Annotated in this window: 17 protein-coding genes; 11 read left to right on the forward strand and 6 right to left on the reverse strand. The window is 48.6% G+C overall.

Annotation, left to right across the window (positions count from 1 at the left end; genetic code table 11):
• Positions 1 to 75: 75 nt before the first annotated feature.
• Complete coding sequence (locus M3P05_RS12055) at positions 76 to 1191, forward strand: protein kinase family protein (protein ID WP_249699918.1); 1116 nt, start codon at positions 76 to 78, stop codon at positions 1189 to 1191.
• Between the two features lie 285 nt (positions 1192 to 1476).
• On the opposite strand, the gene M3P05_RS12060 is transcribed toward M3P05_RS12055, so the two are convergent.
• Complete coding sequence (locus tag M3P05_RS12060) at positions 1477 to 2424, reverse strand: LysR substrate-binding domain-containing protein (protein WP_249699919.1); 948 nt, start codon at positions 2422 to 2424, stop codon at positions 1477 to 1479.
• A gap of 589 nt (positions 2425 to 3013) precedes the next feature.
• Here M3P05_RS12060 and M3P05_RS12065 point away from each other — a divergent pair.
• The 6 genes from M3P05_RS12065 (at position 3014) to M3P05_RS12090 (ending at position 9419) form a co-directional block, all read left to right on the forward strand.
• On the forward strand, positions 3014 to 4243 hold the full coding sequence (locus M3P05_RS12065; RefSeq protein ID WP_249699920.1) for a NupC/NupG family nucleoside CNT transporter: 1230 nt from the start codon (positions 3014 to 3016) through the stop codon (positions 4241 to 4243).
• Between the two features lie 175 nt (positions 4244 to 4418).
• A complete protein-coding gene (gene deoC / locus M3P05_RS12070) occupies positions 4419 to 5192 on the forward strand; it encodes a deoxyribose-phosphate aldolase (protein ID WP_249699921.1) in 774 nt (257 codons plus the stop codon).
• A complete protein-coding gene (gene deoA, locus M3P05_RS12075; protein WP_249699922.1) occupies positions 5192 to 6514 on the forward strand; it encodes a thymidine phosphorylase in 1323 nt (440 codons plus the stop codon). The genes deoC and deoA overlap by 1 nt, the downstream gene beginning before the upstream one ends.
• 236 nt (positions 6515 to 6750) lie before the next feature.
• Positions 6751 to 7977, forward strand: coding sequence for a phosphopentomutase (locus tag M3P05_RS12080; protein ID WP_249699923.1), 1227 nt, complete (start codon positions 6751 to 6753; stop codon positions 7975 to 7977).
• Between the two features lie 90 nt (positions 7978 to 8067).
• On the forward strand, positions 8068 to 8778 hold the full coding sequence (gene deoD / locus M3P05_RS12085) for a purine-nucleoside phosphorylase (RefSeq protein ID WP_249699925.1): 711 nt from the start codon (positions 8068 to 8070) through the stop codon (positions 8776 to 8778).
• A 200-nt stretch (positions 8779 to 8978) separates the two neighbouring features.
• On the forward strand, positions 8979 to 9419 hold the full coding sequence (locus M3P05_RS12090) for a hypothetical protein (RefSeq protein WP_249699926.1): 441 nt from the start codon (positions 8979 to 8981) through the stop codon (positions 9417 to 9419).
• A gap of 255 nt (positions 9420 to 9674) precedes the next feature.
• Here the strand turns inward: M3P05_RS12090 and gloA are convergent, their stop codons facing one another.
• From gloA to purM, 4 genes are all read right to left on the reverse strand, one after another.
• The gene (gloA, locus tag M3P05_RS12095) at positions 9675 to 10082 is read right to left on the reverse strand and encodes a lactoylglutathione lyase (protein WP_249699927.1); all 408 of its coding nucleotides are present in this window, start codon (positions 10080 to 10082) and stop codon (positions 9675 to 9677) included.
• A gap of 121 nt (positions 10083 to 10203) precedes the next feature.
• Positions 10204 to 10968, reverse strand: a complete 765-nt coding sequence (locus tag M3P05_RS12100; protein WP_249699928.1) for a DUF3108 domain-containing protein — start codon at positions 10966 to 10968, stop codon at positions 10204 to 10206.
• Positions 10965 to 11648, reverse strand: coding sequence for a phosphoribosylglycinamide formyltransferase (gene purN, locus M3P05_RS12105; RefSeq protein WP_249699929.1), 684 nt, complete (start codon positions 11646 to 11648; stop codon positions 10965 to 10967). Before purN ends, M3P05_RS12100 begins: the two co-directional genes overlap by 4 nt.
• The gene (purM, locus tag M3P05_RS12110) at positions 11645 to 12697 is read right to left on the reverse strand and encodes a phosphoribosylformylglycinamidine cyclo-ligase (RefSeq protein ID WP_249699930.1); all 1053 of its coding nucleotides are present in this window, start codon (positions 12695 to 12697) and stop codon (positions 11645 to 11647) included. The genes purN and purM overlap by 4 nt, the downstream gene beginning before the upstream one ends.
• 211 nt (positions 12698 to 12908) lie before the next feature.
• Here purM and M3P05_RS12115 point away from each other — a divergent pair, with 211 nt between their 5' ends.
• The 4 genes from M3P05_RS12115 to M3P05_RS12130 all read left to right on the forward strand — a co-directional run bounded on the left by M3P05_RS12115 (position 12909) and on the right by M3P05_RS12130 (position 18447).
• Entirely contained in the window at positions 12909 to 14027 is a 1119-nt protein-coding gene (locus M3P05_RS12115; protein ID WP_249699931.1) for a DUF2066 domain-containing protein, read from the forward strand.
• A 40-nt stretch (positions 14028 to 14067) separates the two neighbouring features.
• Positions 14068 to 15132: an AI-2E family transporter gene (locus M3P05_RS12120; RefSeq protein WP_249699932.1), complete on the forward strand. Its 1065-nt coding sequence runs from the start codon at positions 14068 to 14070 to the stop codon at positions 15130 to 15132.
• A gap of 42 nt (positions 15133 to 15174) precedes the next feature.
• Positions 15175 to 15882, forward strand: coding sequence for a DnaA regulatory inactivator Hda (gene hda / locus M3P05_RS12125; protein WP_249699933.1), 708 nt, complete (start codon positions 15175 to 15177; stop codon positions 15880 to 15882).
• Between the two features lie 381 nt (positions 15883 to 16263).
• Positions 16264 to 18447, forward strand: a complete 2184-nt coding sequence (locus M3P05_RS12130; protein WP_249699935.1) for a hypothetical protein — start codon at positions 16264 to 16266, stop codon at positions 18445 to 18447.
• Positions 18448 to 18500: 53 nt separating this feature from the next.
• Here the strand turns inward: M3P05_RS12130 and M3P05_RS12135 are convergent, their stop codons facing one another.
• A complete protein-coding gene (locus M3P05_RS12135; RefSeq protein WP_249699937.1) occupies positions 18501 to 18869 on the reverse strand; it encodes a DUF2069 domain-containing protein in 369 nt (122 codons plus the stop codon).
• Between the last annotated feature and the right edge of the window lie 6 nt (positions 18870 to 18875).

Below are 18875 nucleotides of genomic sequence, written 5' to 3' on the forward strand. Positions count from 1 at the left end.
CCGCAGGAGTACTAACTTTTTCTTTTATGGGGGTCTAAAGAAAATTATTTGTTGGGTTTGTTTTTGGGGGGGCTGATGGCGTACTCGATAGGAACTAGTAATCAAGACTACGGAGTGGGTGTTCTAATTGGAGCCGTTGGGCGAATAAGTGGAGCTATAGCGCATTTTTCCCATAGGGTGGCACAACGGAGTCCTGTAGGTAGCCAGATCCTACGTCAACCAGAACAAGGTTATGTTGACGCAGCAGGTAAGCATTTAACGTCCAGAGAGTGTAATATCACAACTTATAATGGAAGAATCTGGAAAGTTACTGAGCCTGGTGATCAGTTGTGTCCCTTTGTTGCAAAGGCAACCTTTAAATCGGGTTCCAATCGTAGAAGTCAAGACGACTTTACGGATGCCCAGCGCTTATTGCTGCGCGAAGCTTCTATACACCAGGTTTTAGAGCATGAAAATATTGTCCCTTTTATTGGTTCTTTTAAGCATTCTGATGAAGGATTTATTATGCTTCAATCGCTCATGGCAGGCGATCTAAGCAATCTTCTTTCCTTACAGGCAAATAATAGATTAAGTCTTGGGCAGTTAAGTGAAGTTGGTCGTCAGGTTTCACAAGGACTCCAATACTTGCATGAAAAAGTAAAATTAATGCACGGTGATCTCCATGATGGAAACGTTCTATATGAAACTGACCAAAGTGGATGCCTGTTTTTCAAGCTTATGGATTTCTCTGAATCAAGACATATTGGAGAAAAAGGGAGAATGCTGCAACGTTATTATCTTCCACCAGAGGTTGCGGCTTGCTGGAAGGAAATTTTTCCAGAAATGGCTAGGCCAAAGTCCAAGCCAGTCGCAGATGCAGCCATTGATAGTTGGTCATTTGCAGCAATGATTATCCGCCTGCTTTTTGCCAATGTAATCAAGCATGATCAAGCAGGGCAAATCGGTCGAGATCAATCATGGATAGGAGTTTTGGCAAAAAATACAGCTTGTAGCGGGAAGCTTGAAAGAGAGGTTGACCGGGTTGTTGTAAGTCTGACTGATTCAGGAGATGCGGATTATCCTGGTCAGAAGTGTGAAGTAAAGGAATTGTTGTTAAAAATTACTCAATGTCTGCACTTAAGCTCAAAGGAGCGTGCATCCTCAACTGAACTGGTAGGGTATTTTACATCATTATCGAGGGGTAGCCCTTAGAGACTAAGGGCAGTGAGTGAAAAAATCACAGTAGCCGTCGTTCAGATGTGCCCCGGCTCAGATATGCAGGGCAACTTGCTGTTGGCTGAGTCGTTAATTTCGTATTTAAATGATTGTGTCGAACGGGTAGTGATGCCTGAGTGTTTTGCACTGTTCGGAGGTGATTGTAACAGCGATGTGAGGAGTTTGTTGTCAAAAATGGCCTGCCATCAGGCATCCCCCCCAACCGAAGAAAGGCGTTGGGCTCGATCAAAATAACCAAACTCTTTAAATCAGGCTTACAGCTCACGAGATATCAACCGCAGCATTTCCTTCCCTATAAGTCAGCCATAGATCTGTAAGAGTTTGTTCACTGCCCAGCCAGTCAAGACACCATTGCAGGCCTGCACCAATATGTTCACGGTTCCAGGCAATCAGGCATTCCTGATTGTAGGTCAGTGGAATTGATCGAGTTACCAGCTTGCCTTCTTTCATAAAGTGATTGGTGAAGTGAGTCGGTGCCATGGTGACACCAATACCCTGTTTGGCGCAGGCCAGTGCCTGGCGGAAGTCAGGAACAATCATTTTCTTGCCATAGTTGGCAAGGCTGTCGCCCCCATGGTGAAGGACCCGCGAGGTATCTAAAACAACGATAGTCGTAGAGTCGGCAAGATCATCCGTTGTAAGAGGTGTTTCCAGATCAGCGGCCAGAGGATGATCTGGGGACATAACCAGGTGCCATTCCAAGTGCCCCATTGTCCGCCACTCAAAGCGGTTATTGCACTCAATTTCTTCCGGAATGGTGATTGGCGCGCCGATCGCCAGCTGACAGCGGTCATGGTACAGCGCATCCCAGCAGCCGATATAGACTTCCGGGGTTATATAAAGAGTGACATCCGGGAACTTCTCTTTAAAGGCAGCCACCATGGAGTGGATACCACCCTGGTTAACAATATTGTCGACAACAATATAGATTTCGGATTCCACACCAGTGGCAACCTGGCAGGTTGAGTCAGCCAGTTTATGCAGCTGATTGAGAACTTTTTCAGCGCCTGCAACAAAGTGTTCACCGGCAGGGGTCAGCTTTACTTTGCGGCTGTCACGAAAAAACAATTGTACATCCAGCTGTTCCTCTACCTTGCGCACCGTATAGCTGATAGCGGATGGAACCTTGTGCAGGTGGCGGGCAGCGGTGGCGAAGCTGCCAAAGTGAGCAACGGCTTGAATGATTTGCAGCGCTTCGGTTTGGATCATCAGTACTTCTTACCTGAAACTTCTAGGTACTCGATAAGACTTTTATTCTGTAAAGAAGTAGGTTATGTCAACAGAACCTAAGCCATCAAAATATTTGAATGGTCGTGCAAAATAAACAGTTTCTCTTTTGCGTTGAGTGTTACTAGCATAGCAACTGTTCGTTGCTCAGGACAACGAGCGGCCTGTCGAATCGGTGATTCTGAGATTTGGGTGAATCTCTCCACCGACAGTACCTTGCTATAGGAGCTGCTATGACAGGTTGAGCGAGCGATACCTGATTGTATAACCCCTGCCTTTTTTAGGTGGGGGTTTTTTTTACCTAAAAAATACGTAAAAAAACTAATCAGTTTATTCCTCTAAAACTGTTGTGTGATTGATGTAGGTCAAATGCGTTTGCTTTTGTTTATGCAGAATACGCCACTGTCTTTTTACTGTGTAAATCTCGAACAGTTTTTCTTAAAGATGAACTGTTTTGCGCTGCCTCCGTGTGCACTGAAATGGTTTGCTTTTGTGCGACCATTCAGAGCTTCTGCGCCGAAATTAACACAACTTTGATTGAGATCCGGGAACTGGATCGGGGTGGTATTTAATGCAAATAGTTTACAGTCTGTTGGGTATTGCATGTCTTCTCGGGCTTGCGCTGCTGTTGTCCGACAATCGAAAATCAATTAACTGGCGGACCGTTGGTGGAGCTTTCTCCATTCAGGCTGGACTGGGTGCATTCGTACTTTATATTCCTGCAGGTCAGGCGACTCTGACAGCCATCTCTGGTGGTGTTCAGAACATTATCAATTACGCAAATGCCGGTATTGGCTTCCTGTTGGGTGGCCTGGGCAGCCCTGCTGGTTCAGCTGGTTTTGTTTTTGCGTTCCACGTACTGCCAATCATTGTATTCTTCTCTGCTCTGATTGCTGTTCTGTACTACCTGGGCGTGATGCAGTTTGTTGTTAACCTGCTCGGAGGTGCGCTGCAGAAGTTCCTGGGCACCAGCCGTGCGGAATCCCTGTCTGCTACCGCTAACGTATTCGTTGGTCAGACTGAAGCTCCTCTGGTGGTTAAGCCTTTCATCAAGCACATGAGCCAGTCTGAGCTGTTCGCGATCATGGTTGGTGGTCTGGCTTCCGTTGCCGGTTCCGTACTGGCCGGTTACGCAGGTCTGGGTGTTGATCTGAAGTACCTGGTGGCTGCAAGCTTCATGGCTGCACCGGGCGGTCTGCTGATGGCCAAGATCATCAAGCCTGAGACTGAAGAGAACACTGACTCCAAGACTAATCTGCTGGAATCCACTGAAGAAGAGAAGCCTGCTAACGTCTTGGACGCTGCTGCAGCTGGTGCTTCCGGTGGTATGATGCTGGCTGCCAACGTTGGCGCAATGCTGCTGGCCTTTGTTGCCCTGATCGCCATGGTTAATGGTCTGCTGGGCGGTGTCGGTGGCTGGTTCGGCGTAGACAACCTGTCCCTGCAGATGATCCTGGGCTACATCTTTGCACCTCTGGCCTTCATTCTGGGTATCCCAAGTGGTGAAGTTCTGCAGGCTGGTTCCCTGATTGGTCAGAAGCTGGTTGTTAACGAATTTGTTGCTTACATCGACTTTGTAGGCATGAAGGAAACCTTGTCTGCGCACACCCAGGCAATTATTACCTTCGCACTGTGTGGTTTCGCTAACCTGTCTTCCATCGCTATCCTGCTGGGTGGCCTGGGAAGCCTGGCTCCAAGCCGTCGCAGCGATATCGCACGCATGGGTCTGAAGGCTGTACTGGCTGGCTCCCTCTCTAACCTGATGAGTGCTGCCATTGCCGGTCTATTCCTGGCTCTATAATTAGCTGATTTAAAACAACCATGAGTGGGTGTTAGCAATTTTTATTACTTGAGTTAATAAAAAAACAACCATGGTTGCGAACCGGTCGAGGCTTTTTCCCTTGACCGGTTTTTCCTGTATTCCGCCGGTGTCGCCCGATATTGCATGTGGCCCGGTGTACAAAAGAGAAGTAGTTATGTCTGATATCAACACCAGAAGTAAGCTCGCTCTGCAGCTGATGGACAACACGTCCCTCAATCTGGATGACACCGCTGAGCGTATCGTTGAGCTGTGCAAATCCTCGAAGACTGCCGCAGGCAATACCGCCGCTGTCTGCGTTTACCCCAAGTTTGTTCCCGTTGCCCAGAAGACTCTGAAAGAACTGGGTCTGGCCAATGTTAAGGTTGCTACAGTAACCAACTTCCCTGCAGGTGCTGCTGACGTAGAACTGGCCCGTCGTGAAACCGAAGAAGCTGTTGCTCTGGGTGCCGACGAAGTTGACGTAGTATTCCCTTACCGCGCTCTGATCGAAGGTGATGAGAAGATCGGTTTTGATCTGGTTAAGGCTGCCAAGGAAGCCTGCGGTAACGGCGTTAAGCTGAAAGTGATCATCGAATCCGGTGAGCTGAAAGAAGAAGCCCTGATCCGCAAGGCCAGCGATATTTCCATCAGTGCTGGTGCTGATTTTATCAAGACCTCCACTGGTAAGGTTCCTGTTAATGCAACTCCTGAAGCTGCCCGCATTATGCTGACTGCTATCAAGGAAAGCGGCAAAGATGTTGGCTTCAAGCCTGCTGGTGGTGTGCGTACTGCTGACGATGCCAAGCTGCACCTGGATCTGGCTGCAGAAATCCTGGGCGAAGAGTGGATCAACTCTGATCACTACCGTTTCGGTGCTTCCAGCCTGCTGCCTAACCTGCTGAACACTCTGGACCTGAAAGACGACCACGTGGATAACGGAGGCTATTAATGTTTCTGCCACAAGAAGTCATTCGCCAGAAACGTGAAGGCCTACGCCTGTCTGAAGAGGATATCTATTCCTTCATTCAGGGTGTAACCGACGGTTCCGTTGCCGAGTGTCAGGTTGGCGCTCTGGCGATGGCAATCTATTTCCAGGGTATGGAAATGGATGAGCGTATTGCCCTGACCAAGGCCATGCGTGATTCCGGCATGACCATGAACTGGGATAACGAAGGCCTGAAAGGCCCAATCATCGACAAGCACTCCACGGGTGGTGTTGGTGATGTTGTCAGCCTGATGCTTGGCCCCATGCTGGCGGCCTGCGGTGGTTATGTTCCCATGATCTCCGGCCGTGGTCTGGGTCACACTGGCGGTACTCTGGACAAGCTGGATTCTATTCCTGGCTACCAGACTTCCGTTGACGAAGACACTTTCCGCAAGGTTGTTAAGGAAGCTGGTGTTGCTATCGTCAGTCAGACCGGTGAACTGGCTCCCGCTGACAAGCGCATCTACGCTATCCGCGACGTAACCGCGACTGTTGAATCCATCGACCTGATCACTGCGTCCATCCTGGCCAAGAAGCTGGCTGAAGGTCTGGACTCTCTGGTTATGGATGTGAAGGTTGGCAGTGGCGCATTCATGCCAACTTATGAAGCATCCCGCGAACTGGCTGAGAGCATCGCCAAGGTTGCGACCGGTGCTGGCGTGAAGACCACTGTACTGCTGACCGATATGAGCGAGTGCCTGGCTTCCAGTGCGGGTAATGCTGTTGAGGTTGCCGAAGCTGTACAGTTCCTGACTGGTGAACACCGTACTCCACGTCTGCTGGAAGTGACTGTAGCCCTGGCTGCTGAACTGCTGGTGTCTTCTAACCTGGCAGTTGATCTGGAAGAGGCCCGTGCCAAGCTGATGGACGTTCTGGACAACGGTAAGGCAGCAGAAGTCTTTGGTCGTATGGTTGCCGGCCTGGGCGGCCCTGAAGATTTCGTTCAGCGTTACGCTGAATACCTGCCTAAGGCTGATATCATCAAGCCGGTTCTGGCCGAGCAGTCTGGTTTCGTTGCAGAAATCAATGCCCGTGACCTTGGTCTGGCTGTGGTGAAGATGAAGGGTGGCCGTGCCAACCCGGGTGATGCTCTGGACTACAGTGTTGGTCTGTCTCAGGTTTGCGCACTGGGTCAGAGCATTGAAGCTGGCCAGCCTCTGGCTATGATTCACGCCAACTCTGAAGAATCCTGGGAAGAAGCGGCCCGTATGGTACGTGGTGCAATCACTATGGGCGAGAAACGCCCGGAAGCATTGCCTACTATCTACGAGCGCATTACTGCTTAAAGATTGCAGTCCAACTGGAGGGCTGTTGCTCTATATAAGTGAAGCAACAGTTCTTCAGTCAATAACAACCTTGAGCTGAAGTGCTTTTAACCCCATATATTTGGGTAGAGGCATTTCCAAGGTGAACAGCCTTGAGTTTGATGCCGCAGGCATCAGTAAAGGTTAACAGCCCTGAGCTGAATGCCGTCAGGCATTTCTGGGTTATTTGGGGTTTTTGGGTTAAAAGGAGAATAGGGATGCCAAGAGCCATAGTTCTGGTGCTGGACTCTTTCGGTGTAGGCGCCACCGCTGATGCTGATAAGTTCGGTGATGTAGGTTCCGACACTCTGGGTCATATTGCAGAAGAGTGTGCGGCCGGTCGTGCTGATGTTGAACGCAGCGGTCCTCTGAATCTGCCCAATCTGTCCAAGATGGGACTGTTACATGCCCACCGTAACTCCACTGGCAAGTGGGCGGCTGGCATGCCTGAAGTTCCTGTTACTGCTGGTGCATACGGTTATGCCCGTGAGCTGTCCAGCGGTAAAGATACTCCAAGTGGTCACTGGGAAATGGCCGGTGTTCCGGTTCTGTTTGACTGGGGCTACTTCTCTGAGCATGAAAACAGCTTCCCGCAGGAACTGCTGGACAAGCTGATCGAAGAAGCGGACCTGCCCGGTGTTCTGGGTAACTGTCACGCTTCCGGCACCCAGATCCTTGCTGATCTCGGTGAAGAACATATGCGCACTGGCAAGCCGATTGTTTATACCTCTGCCGACAGTGTGTTCCAGATTGCCTGCCATGAAGAGACTTATGGCCTGGATAATCTGATTAAGTTGTGTGAGATCTCCAGAAAACTTCTGGATGAATACAACATTGGTCGTGTTATCGCTCGTCCGTTCGTTGGTACCTGTGCCGGTGATTTTGCCCGCACCGGAAATCGCCGTGACTTCTCCGTTCTGCCACCTGCTCCAACCCTGCTGGATCGTCTGGCGGATAATGGCGGTGAAGTTGTCAGTGTTGGCAAGATCGCCGACATCTTTGCCCATCAGGGCATTACTCGCAAGGTCAAGGCCACTGGTCTGGATGCGCTGTTCAATACCACTCTGGAAGAAGTTGAACGTGCCAGCGATAACACGCTGGTATTCACCAACTTTGTCGATTTTGACTCTGCCTGGGGTCACCGTCGCGATACTGCAGGTTATGCTGCAGGCCTGGAAGAGTTTGATGCGCGTCTGCCTGAGCTGCTGGAAAAACTCCAGCCCGGTGATCTGCTGGTCATGACTGCTGACCATGGTTGTGACCCAACCTGGCATGGCACTGATCATACCCGCGAGCATGTCCCCGTTATTTTTGCCGGTCCTGGCGTGAAGCCAGTTGATCTTGGTGAGAGAGAAACTTTTGCTGACCTTGGCCAGACTTTGGCTGAGCATTTCTCTCTGCCTGATCTGGATTACGGCAAGAGCTTTCTTAAAGACATTCTGTAAATCGTCTTTGCTCTTTGTTTTTTGCAACCTGTCAGGCTGCTGTCGCCCCCAAACCCTATGAACAGGGCCTGACAACTGGAGGATAGATTAATGGCAACCCCTCACATCAACGCTCCCGCTGGTGCTTTCGCTGACACTATTCTGCTGCCTGGCGATCCTCTGCGCGCCAAGTACATTGCCGAGACGTTCCTGGAGAATGTTGAGGAAGTCACCAACGTTCGTAACATGCTGGGCTTCACTGGTACCTACAAGGGTCAGAAGATTTCCGTTATGGGTTCTGGCATGGGTATCCCATCTGCATCTATTTACTACAAGGAGCTGATCACCGAGTACGGCGTGAAGAACCTGGTTCGTGTAGGTAGCTGTGGCGCTATCTCCGAAGACGTTAAAGTCCGTGACGTTGTTATCGGTATGGGTGCCTGCACCGATTCCAAGGTAAACCGTATCCGCTTCAAGGATCACGACTTTGCCGCTATCGCTGACTACGGTCTGCTGGAAAAGTCTGTTGCAGCTGCACGTTCTCGTGGTGTTTCCATCAAGGTTGGTAATCTGTTCTCTGCAGACCTGTTCTACTCCCCTGACGGCACTATGTTTGACGTTATGGAGAAGCATGGCGTTCTGGGTGTGGAAATGGAAGCTGCTGGCCTGTACGGCGTATGTGCTGAGTTTGGCGCTAAAGGTCTGGCCATCTGCACCGTCAGTGACCATATCCGTACTGGTGAAGCTCTGGACTCTGACGCCCGTCAGCTGTCCTTCAATGAAATGATTGAGATCGCTCTGGATGCTGCTCTGGAGTTCTAATCATTTTCAGGAAGGGCTTTAGGCCCTTCCTTCCCCCCCCCCTTCTTGTTTGTTTTATTCGCGGCAATTCATAAAAAAACAATAAAAACAGTCTGTTAGGTAATCTAACGGTATTGTTAGTATTCCTAACACCTAGGGAATTTGGCCCTTTTATCTCCCTCTAATGGGTAACTATGTTGTTAGCCAGGGAGGTACCAGCTATGTCATTATCAGTAACATCATCCGTCCAGACTTGTTTTTCACAAGCGTGTGCTGCACTTCGAAAAGTGATATCCAGCTGCTGGGGGCGAGCTATACAGCCTTACTTTGTGGGTAAGAAGTACCTTTCGGCCTCTATGGAGATGCTTTCGAGCTTTTCTTCGAGCTTTTCTTCGAGCTTTTCTTCGAGCTTTTCTTCGAGCTGTGTGAAGTCAATTTTTCAGCGGTCTGCTGTTAGCGTTGAAGCATCGCATAAAGCTGGAACGAATAAGGTAAAGAAGGAAGCCGATAGTCAGCAACTTCCTCTTGGTTACAGGGTTCTCACGAGACCTTTTACAGGAAGACTCTCTAAAGATGATGGTAATGATTTTATGAAAGAGCTTCTTTCGGCCTTTGAAAGTGTTAATGCTGAAACCAATAATTGGGAAGATAGCGACTGGTAACGCTCCCCCCCCCAGATACATCGAGAGGGCTTGCATAAGTTTTTAATGAGCCAGCTAAGGGGAAAGCTGGATTCAAGATCACGATTAGATCTTGGCTGTTAGTTGCGCCAAAGCACTTTGAGGACATCATCAAATGATCACCACCTCCAAAGGAGGTGGTTTTAGGATTGAGAATGATGGCGAGCCAGCTTTGTTGGCTTTAGGTAAGTTAAGTCTGTGAAAGTTGCTGGTACCGGTGAAAACATGAAAGGAGAGTTAGCCTTCCAGTCCTTTCCCTGCATGGCTCATCTGGATAAGTTCGATTTTGTAGCCATCGGGATCTTCAACGAAAGCTATATGGGTGGTACCGCCTTTTACCGGGCCTGGTTCACGTATGATCTTCGCATCAGTTCTGCGAATTTCTTCGCAAGTGGCATAGATATCTTCGGCACCAATCGCCAGATGACCAAAAGCGTTGCCGTGATCGTAGGATTCAGTGCCCCAGTTGTAGGTCAGCTCAATAACGGAATGATCCTTTTCATCTCCGTAACCAACAAATGCCAGTGTGTACTTGTATTCTTCATTCATAGATTTGCGCAGCAGCTTCATACCCAGTACTTCTGTATAGAAGGCAATGGATTTATCAAGGTTGCCAACACGGATCATAGTGTGCAGAAGTTGCATGTCAGAATCTCTTCACGGTTTATGTTTTACAAACAGCCATGAGCGGGAAATCCCTTTTTTGTCATCCCTGGGATGAAAAAGGGATTTTCATGGTAAAAGGTTACTGACAGACATAGTTGGGCTACTTCTTTGTAGTTTCAATGGGTAAGGGAGTAATTTCTTTGCCCGCAATCTCGGCTTGCCTGAGAGAGACGACATAGTCCTTCTTTTTCTCTCTCTGCTTGAGTTGTACCAGCAGATCATCCCAGTCCTTGGCCAGCCAGATCCAAGTCTGGCGCTTGTTATTGTCGCGAACCATTTTTAGTCTTACAGTTGCAAACCGCCCGGCAGGAGTCTCCAGAATCTCTTCGCCTTCAATCTTGAACGTGTACTGGTCACGTTCATCTTCATTGATCACGTTATAAGTAAATTCTTTCTTGCCGTTGCTCAGGTCATACTGCAGCTGCTGCTGATAACTGATGCGGTCGAGATCTTCAGGTTTGAGAGTGACTTTCCAGCGATCAGAATCCTCCCGGCTGTCAGCAATTTTCTTGCCCCAGTCAAAAGTTATCTCGGAAGTGTTTTTTCTTCCAAGGGCACCCTTTTCCCTGAGGTAGCTGAAGGGCTGGATTTCTCCATCTTTAAAACGAAAGTGTGACTCTTCAGAAAAACTGTAGAGCAGCATGTCAGCCTTGAAGGTAAGAATCCAGCTTCCATCCTTATTTTGTGTAAGGGTACGAACTGCCTTACCATCGACAGGTATGTTGCTCAGCGTCGCGCTGTAGGAGGCTTTGTAGGGCTGAAGTTTTTTGACTTCAGTCGCTTTGATTTCAGCAAATGACTGTTGGGTAAAAACAAATAACGCCAGACTGACTGGCGTTAGAAGGCGTTGGAAGAACGAAATCATAATGGTGTTGAAATACTGGTATGTTGACTAATATGTTGAAAGCCACTTGGAGGCAGTGGCCGATCATCCAGTATTGCCGTATCGCCATCCAGTTTCAGTCGACCAGCAGCAAACCAGCCAACGGCAACAGGATAGATGATATGTTCCTGCAACAGTACTCGTTTTTGTAAACTTTCTTGATTATCCGTAGCTTTTACCGGAACCCGCGCCTGAATGATGGGAGGACCTCCATCCAGTTCGCTGGAAACAAAGTGAACAGTTACTCCGTGAACATTATCACCAGCCTCTAATGCACGCTTATGAGTATGAAGTCCTTTGTATTTTGGCAGCAGGGACGGGTGGATATTCATCATCCGGCCATGATAATGGTTGGTCATTTCCGGCGTCAGAATGCGCATAAAACCAGCCAGGATAACCAGTTCCGGCTGATGACTGTCTATCTCACTGATAAGCGCCTGATCAAATGCTTCTCTGGAATCGTACTCTGTATGATTCAGCACAATTGCAGGAATACCAGCTTCCTGTGCTCGTTCCAGTCCACGAACACCTTGCTGGTTACTAATAACCGCAGCAATCCGGATATTGGTGTCATCCTGAGTGTCGATCAGTGCCTGGAGGTTGCTGCCACTTCCAGATATTAAAACGACAATGGGTATTGCAGGTTTGTTCACTGTTGTCATGACAGCCCAGCCAGTTCCACCATATCCTGCTTTGGATCAGACAAGGTATCAATATGACCAATCTCCCAGGTTGTTTCTCCAGCTTCACTTAACAGCTGAATGGCATCTTGTTTTCTCTCATGAGGAACAGCAATGATCATGCCCACGCCGCAGTTAAATGTGCGGTACATTTCCTGTGGTTTCACATTGCCATTTTCCTGCAGCCAATGGAAAAGTGCAGGAATCTGCCAACTCTTGGTATCAATAACCGCACGAGTACCTTGCGGAAGAACGCGGGGGATGTTTTCCTGAAGCCCACCACCAGTAATGTGGCTGATGGCATGTACCAATCCTTCTTTTATCAGATTAAGGACGGGTTTGACGTAAATACGGGTTGGTTCAAGCAGAAGGTCTGATAGTTTCTGATTGTTGACCATTGAATCCAGTGCTGTGTTATTAACCTCAAGAATCTTGCGGATAAGTGAATAACCATTGGAGTGGGCGCCACTGGATGCCAGTCCAATCAGAGCATCACCAGCCTGAACTTTTCTGCCATCAATAATCTGTGATTTTTCCACAACTCCAACACAGAACCCGGCCAGATCGTAATCTTCATCCTGATACATTCCGGGCATTTCGGCTGTTTCACCGCCAACAAGTGAACAGCCAGAAAGTTCACAGCCTCTGCCAATGCCATCAACAACACTGGCGGCAATATCAACATTCAAATGGCCGGTTGCATAATAATCCAGGAAGAACAGAGGCTCTGCGCCACAGACAATCAAGTCGTTAACGCACATGGCTACGAGATCAATGCCGATGGAATCATGGCGGTTGATATCCATAGCCAGTTTCAGCTTGGTGCCTACGCCGTCGGTTCCAGAGACCAGAACAGGTTCTTTGTAACCAGCGGGAATCTGGCAAAGTGCGCCAAATCCCCCGAGCCCGGCCATCACTTCGGGGCGGCGGGTACGGCGGGCGATATGTTTGATTCTGTCAACGAGAGCATTGCCGGCATCTATATCAACACCGGCATCACGATAACTGAGCGATTGTTTTTTATTGGTCATGCCTGAAGTCTGTTTGCCGCTTTGCTTATTACCAAGTCTTGTTACCAAAGATTACAGGACGAGGCTCAGGGAACTGAATTGTACCAGTCACACGGAATTTCGGCTATCCGAAACAAACTGACGGGCATATCATTGCTTCAGGCTATGGCACAATATGGTGATTTTGACATAGTGTTACTGGTTTGATGGTTTCCGGGATATTCAGGAAAGAGTGGCTAATCAATTCATGAAGATGTATTTCAGCGGAAAAATGCTTGGCAGACTGCGTTGCGTGCTGATGATGGTGCTGGTAATTGTATTACCAGTACAGGCCAGTGACAGCCTTTATGAGACCCAGATTCCTGTAAAAAGTCAGGGGGGAGCGGCACGCCAGGCTGGTTTTCAGAGAGGTTTGGAAGTTGTTCTTCAACGCCTGACAGGGCAGTCTGACCTGAGACGTCTGCCATCGGTAGCGGAAGCTGGCAGGCAGGCAAATAAACTGGTCAGCCGGTTTGATTATCGTGATATTCCGGAGCAGCAGCTGATCGATGACAATAAGTACCTGCTCAGGGTTCGATTCAGTCAGAGTGCTGTTAACCAGCTTCTTCGTGAAAATCACCTTCCAATCTGGGGAGAAACCCGACCTTCTGTTCTTGTCTGGCTGGCGCAGGAAAACACTGGGCGCAGGGAGTTTGTCAGCCCTGAGGCTCCATCGTTTCTTCGCAGTGATATGAATCGTGAAGCCCAGGAATGGGGGCTGCCACTGGTTTACCCGCTGTTTGATTTTGAAGATTCTCTGGCTCTCAGTATTTCTGATATGTGGGGGCTGTTTGCTGATCCTATCCTGAATGCTTCCCGTCGTTACGGGGTGAATGCAGTGATGGCTGTTCGTATCTGGCCTGCCGGAGATCAGCTGATTAATGGCCGGGCTTTATTTATATTCCGTGGTCAGGTTATGAGCTTTGATTTCCAGGGAGTTCAGCCTAATGAGCTTTCATCACAACTGGTAGCGCAGGCTGCGGGCCAAATGGCTGCATTTTACGCAGTTGCTCCCGAGGGTGCTGATGGGCGTCCTATTCGGATTCAGGTTGATGATATTGCCAATGTGTCAGATTATGCTGACTTGATCCGTTACCTGGAGAGCCTGACGGCAGTGCGCAGTGTTATGCCAGTAAAGGTAAAAGGCAGCCGGATAATGCTCGATGTTGTTATTGATGGCTCCATGGATCAGCTGGATGCTGCCATCAGCCTGGGCCGTAAGCTGGCTGTTTCAAGCTCTTACTCAACTCCAAAGGGTATGGATCCGTCACAGATTAAAGGGACGTCTGACCTGCAGTACCGCTGGCGCTGATGAAAAGTATAAGATGATGGATTATCAGGAGACAGAAAAAATGACAGTGGCGCAGCGAGGCTTTTTACTGGGGGTTCTGGTTGTACTGGGCTTTTTAATTTACCTGCTCGGACCTGTTTTAACTCCTTTTCTTGTCAGTATGGTTCTGGCTTATCTTGGTGATCCGATTGTTGACTGGCTGGAACGCCGGGGGCTGGGTCGAACCTTGTCTGTCTGCATTGTTTTCCTGCTGGTCAGTCTGATCTTTATTGTGGCTTTGCTGGTAGTTATTCCAGGACTGGTCAAGCAGGTGCGTATTGCCATAGAACTGTTACCAACGCTAGGTCACTGGATGCAGGCAACTCTGGTACCAAAGCTTTCTGAATATGCGGATCTGCCTCCTGATCTCTTTAACCTCAAAGACCTCAGCACCCGATTGAGTGGCCACTGGAATGAGGGTGGCGGTGTGCTTAAGCAGGTCAGTCATGCAGTCAGTGGATCAACCATGGCCATGGCTGGCTTTCTTGCCAATGCCTTTCTGGTTCCTGTTGTGACGTTTTATCTGCTTCGGGACTGGGACCATATGGTTCACAATATTGGTTTAATGATCCCTCGCAACCTCGCTCCAACAGTGATTGGACTTGCCAAGCAGTGTGATGAAGTGCTTGGAGCATTTCTGAAAGGACAACTGATGGTTATGCTTCTGCTCGGGCTGACCTATGGAGTGGGGCTGTGGATGGTTGGTTTACAGTTTGCCCTCCTTGTTGGTCTGGTAGCAGGCCTTGCCAGTATCGTTCCTTATATGGGCTTTATTGTTGGAATCGGCATCGCCATGGTTATGGCTGTTTTCCAGTTTGACTCTTTCTGGCAGATTGCCTCTGTCGTGGGAGTTTTTGTCGTTGGGCAGGCTCTTGAGGGAATGGTCTTTACGCCGCTTCTGGTTGGGGATCGTATCGGTCTGCATCCGGTTGCTGTTATTTTCGCCATTATGGCAGGGGGACAGCTGTTTGGTTTTGCCGGAATTCTTCTGGCACTGCCTGTAGCAGCTGTCATTATGGTGTTGCTTGTGCATTTGTATGGCAACTATAAGGGCAGTCACCTGTATCATGCGAGTGATAAGTCGTGATATGGTTGTAACCTGCTTCAATCGTGGATTCATAGCGGATACATGAGTCAGCCGTTGCAATTACCGCTAAGTGTGCAGTTGAGGGATGACGCGACTTTCGCCAATTACTATCCCGGTCCAAACGAGCCTCTGGTAAAGATGCTGGACCCGGATCGGTGTGCCGACGGAATTGCCCCCGAATCCTTCCTCTATTTATATGGAGCATCCGGTGTTGGATGTAGCCACCTCCTGCAGGCCGCCTGTCATCAGGTCGATCGCCTGGGTTATCGCTCTGCCTATCTTCCCATGGATGAAATGGTGGATTATCCCCCGAGGGTGATAGAAGGCTTTGATGCCATGGAACTGGTATGCCTGGACAATATCGAGGCTATAGGTGGCAATGCTGCCTGGGAAGAGGCAATCTTTAACCTCTTCAATGAGCTGAGAGAAAGAGGCAAGCGCCTGTTTGTCGCTTCCAGCTGCCCGCCTCGTCAGCTTCCTCTGGAGTTGCCTGATCTGGTATCACGACTCTCATGGGGGGTAGTGTTTCAGGTTATGCCTCTGTCTGATCATGACAAGGTTATGGCTTTGCGCCTGAGGGCTCATCTCAGAGGTCTGGAACTATCCGAGGAGGTTGCCAAATTTATCCTGAATCGCAGCCCACGGACTATGCAGGATCTGTTCGGGGTTCTGGCCCGTCTGGATGGTGCTAGCCTGAGAGCCAAGAGAAAGCTCAGTATTCCCTTTGTGAAAGAGGTCATGGGCTGGTAGCCTCAGGTTTCTCTTTTTTTTGGCCCTTCTGTGGCTTTTTTTCGTCAGAATACTGCCTGATCAGAAAATCATAAGCATTAGCACTGGTTTTCTGGTCATGTACAGCTCCTTTTTCATTATCTCTCCTCCTGTTTATCCCAGAACCTTCTATGGTGATGGTTAAGGAATATCTCTGGCTGGACAGGTGGATTGTCGTGCAGTAGTAGCCAGACCTTATCTGCACTCCACTCAACCTCCCTGGATACCCTTCCTTGAACCTGACAAAGGTCTGAGAGACTTATGTCGAACAGACGCTTCGGAACTTTCTCCGTATTGTTGGGATCACGGACAAAGATATGTCCGGCTAGAGCACACAGAGTTAAATGTACAAGGAGGTACACCATGTCTGGAGGCGTTCAAGGACCCCAAGGACCAACAGATGTTGGCATGCTGCGCAAAGTGTATGAAGGCGTAAAAAGCGTAGTAACTGGTAAAGCGTTTACAAGAAGTGTTTCTCAGGAAGAAAGCGGGGAACAGCATTTCGGCGTGAGTGATGATGTTCTGAGACAGTTCGAAGTTACACAGAAGCGGACTGATCAACTTTGGAGAAATACCCCAGAGCACCAGGAAGCTGCGGGCAAAATGGTCAACATACAAAAGTTTGGTAGTGTTGTTGACGAGATTAATTCTGGTGGAGTTGAGCTGAAAAGATCTGGTGCCTCTTTGGAGGAACTCGATAAGGGCTCCAGTGACAAAGCTTACAGCTCTGCTTTGATGGCTGAGTTTGTATATAACGATCCTCGTTTTGAAGCAGTTGAAAAAGAAGTGAACATGCTGGAAGACGTTTGTCGCTATGTTGAAGCCACCAACAAAGACATCAAAAAACTCAGAGACGAGATGGAGCGATTAAAAGCACAGGGACAATCTGGTTCTGCCCGTCGTGCTGAGTTAGCTGCCAGATATTCTGAGCTTCTGGAGGAGATGGAAGAATTACCTCAGGTTCAGAAGCTCGAAGAGAATCGTGCTGAGCTTGGAATGAAGATGAGAACAGTCATTGTTGATCTTCTTCAGGAAGCTGTTAACAATGAAACTGCGGTTATGCGTGCGCAGAATGATGTAATTGGTAAGCAGCAAGATGCGATTAGGGCTTTAGGTCATCAGATTGATCTTGATCACGATGGACAAGGCTTTGAAGGATCAGTAAAAGATCTGAAGGTTATCCACCGCCAGATGATGAAAAAGCATAAGGTCATGACGGCTCAGGCCAAGAATGCCAGCTCACCCAAGCATGTTGAGCTGTTGTTGAAGATGCTTAACGAAGCTCGTTCAGAGTTTGTGACCTCTTCTCAGCCACATGACCATGCTGTTGATTCATTCAAAGACAACTTGCAGTCACAATTGCAGGCTGCTGTTGCCAAGCGTAATACTCCAGAAGCACAGGAGCGAATCCAAAAGCAGCTGGATGCTTTAGAAGGGCGTACAAACTGGTCTGTGAATGCTGAACGTCTTGGATATCTTGAGCGCGAGCTGGGTGAGCTGTCAGTGAAGTTCAGTACTATGAGAGAAACTATGAGAAGCTCTTTCAAGGACTTTGTTAAGCATGTCAAAGGTAGAAAGCTTATTGCTGCTAAAACTGCTTTGATGCTCGGTCTTGCCAGTTGGTTTAGTCAGCGTGTTCTTAAGAAGCGCGTTGTGCAGTGCACAGATAAAGTTGTTTCGGTGCGCAAAAATCTGCAGATGAGCAGTGGTATGGTCACCATTGGTGAAGATGGAACTGTATCTGTTCCTGAAGAGCTTCGTCCACTGTACAAGACGGGTCTCAGACCTAGACCTGTCTTTACCAGGGAAGGTCTTGATAAGGATGCAGGAATGTCTGTCTTTTCATGGGATCTTGCAGATCAGAGCCTCCAGCAAGTTCGCAAGAAGCGTGAGATGCATACTGAGCTGCTGAAGAATGACAAAGTCATTGATGCTGGCTTTAGAGAAGTTTGTGATGATATGGCCAAGCTTGTTGAAGAAGCGAAAGCTATTGTTGTGCAGACTCCAAGAGTTGTTGCAGCTAAGGAAATGGCTGAAGAAATTGGCGCTGATGAGCTGCTTGAAGAGCTTAATGGAACGCTTGCCGAGTACAAGAAAGTATCTGATGAGAAGCGGATGCAGGAGTATCGGGAAGAGCGAAATGAGCGTGCACTTCAAAGAGGTTCTGCTCAGTTGAAAGAAGCTCTTGAAAAGCAGACCTCAGAGCTTAACAAAGGCAGGAAGTCACGAGCTCAAAGGGTGGCTGAACTGGCTGAGCAAAGAAAAGCACAAGATCAGGCTCTTGGTGGAACGACAGAACCAGTTTCTGAGGAGAAGTTGGGATATGATGATAATTTCTCTTCCACGGAAACTATGTCAAACCCACTGCCAGAAACTGATTCATTCTCCACAGCGGGGTTTGAGTCAAATCCACAAAGCCTGGCTGACGATGACTTCGAAAGGGTAATGAATAGGAAATATAATCCGTTCTCATTAGAGGAGGATGATTCAAACCCTCAAAGCCTCGCTGATAGTGACTTTGATAAAGTAATGAACAAGAAAGATTAAGAGTAATTCTTCATACTTGTCATGAAAAGCAGCACCGTTGAGGTGCTGCTTTTTTATGTGCGCTGATAAAACCAACGCACATAAAAAATCGAACTGGAAAACAGCCCAATGCTCAATCCAGCCTGCAGCCAGCCCATCCATTCAGATTTTGTCATGCCATCAACAACACCGCTGGTAAAGTAAAACAAAACTACAAACCCCAGCCAGGCAAACCCTCGTGCATAGGCCTTGATGATGGCCGGAAGAAAGATCAGCAGAGGCAGAACCCGCAAGAACCAGATCAGTAAGGGCGAATCAACGCTGGGCGGATCAATCACCCAGTGTTCGAGGGTTATGCTCAGGATCAGAATCAAATACAGGAGAGCGGAAACACTCCAGCTGATACGGACTTTTTGGTCCATCCCTGAAATGGTTTTTATCATTTATGG

Source organism: Parendozoicomonas callyspongiae (assembly GCF_023502345.1).
Taxonomy (GTDB): domain Bacteria; phylum Pseudomonadota; class Gammaproteobacteria; order Pseudomonadales; family Endozoicomonadaceae; genus Sansalvadorimonas; species Sansalvadorimonas callyspongiae.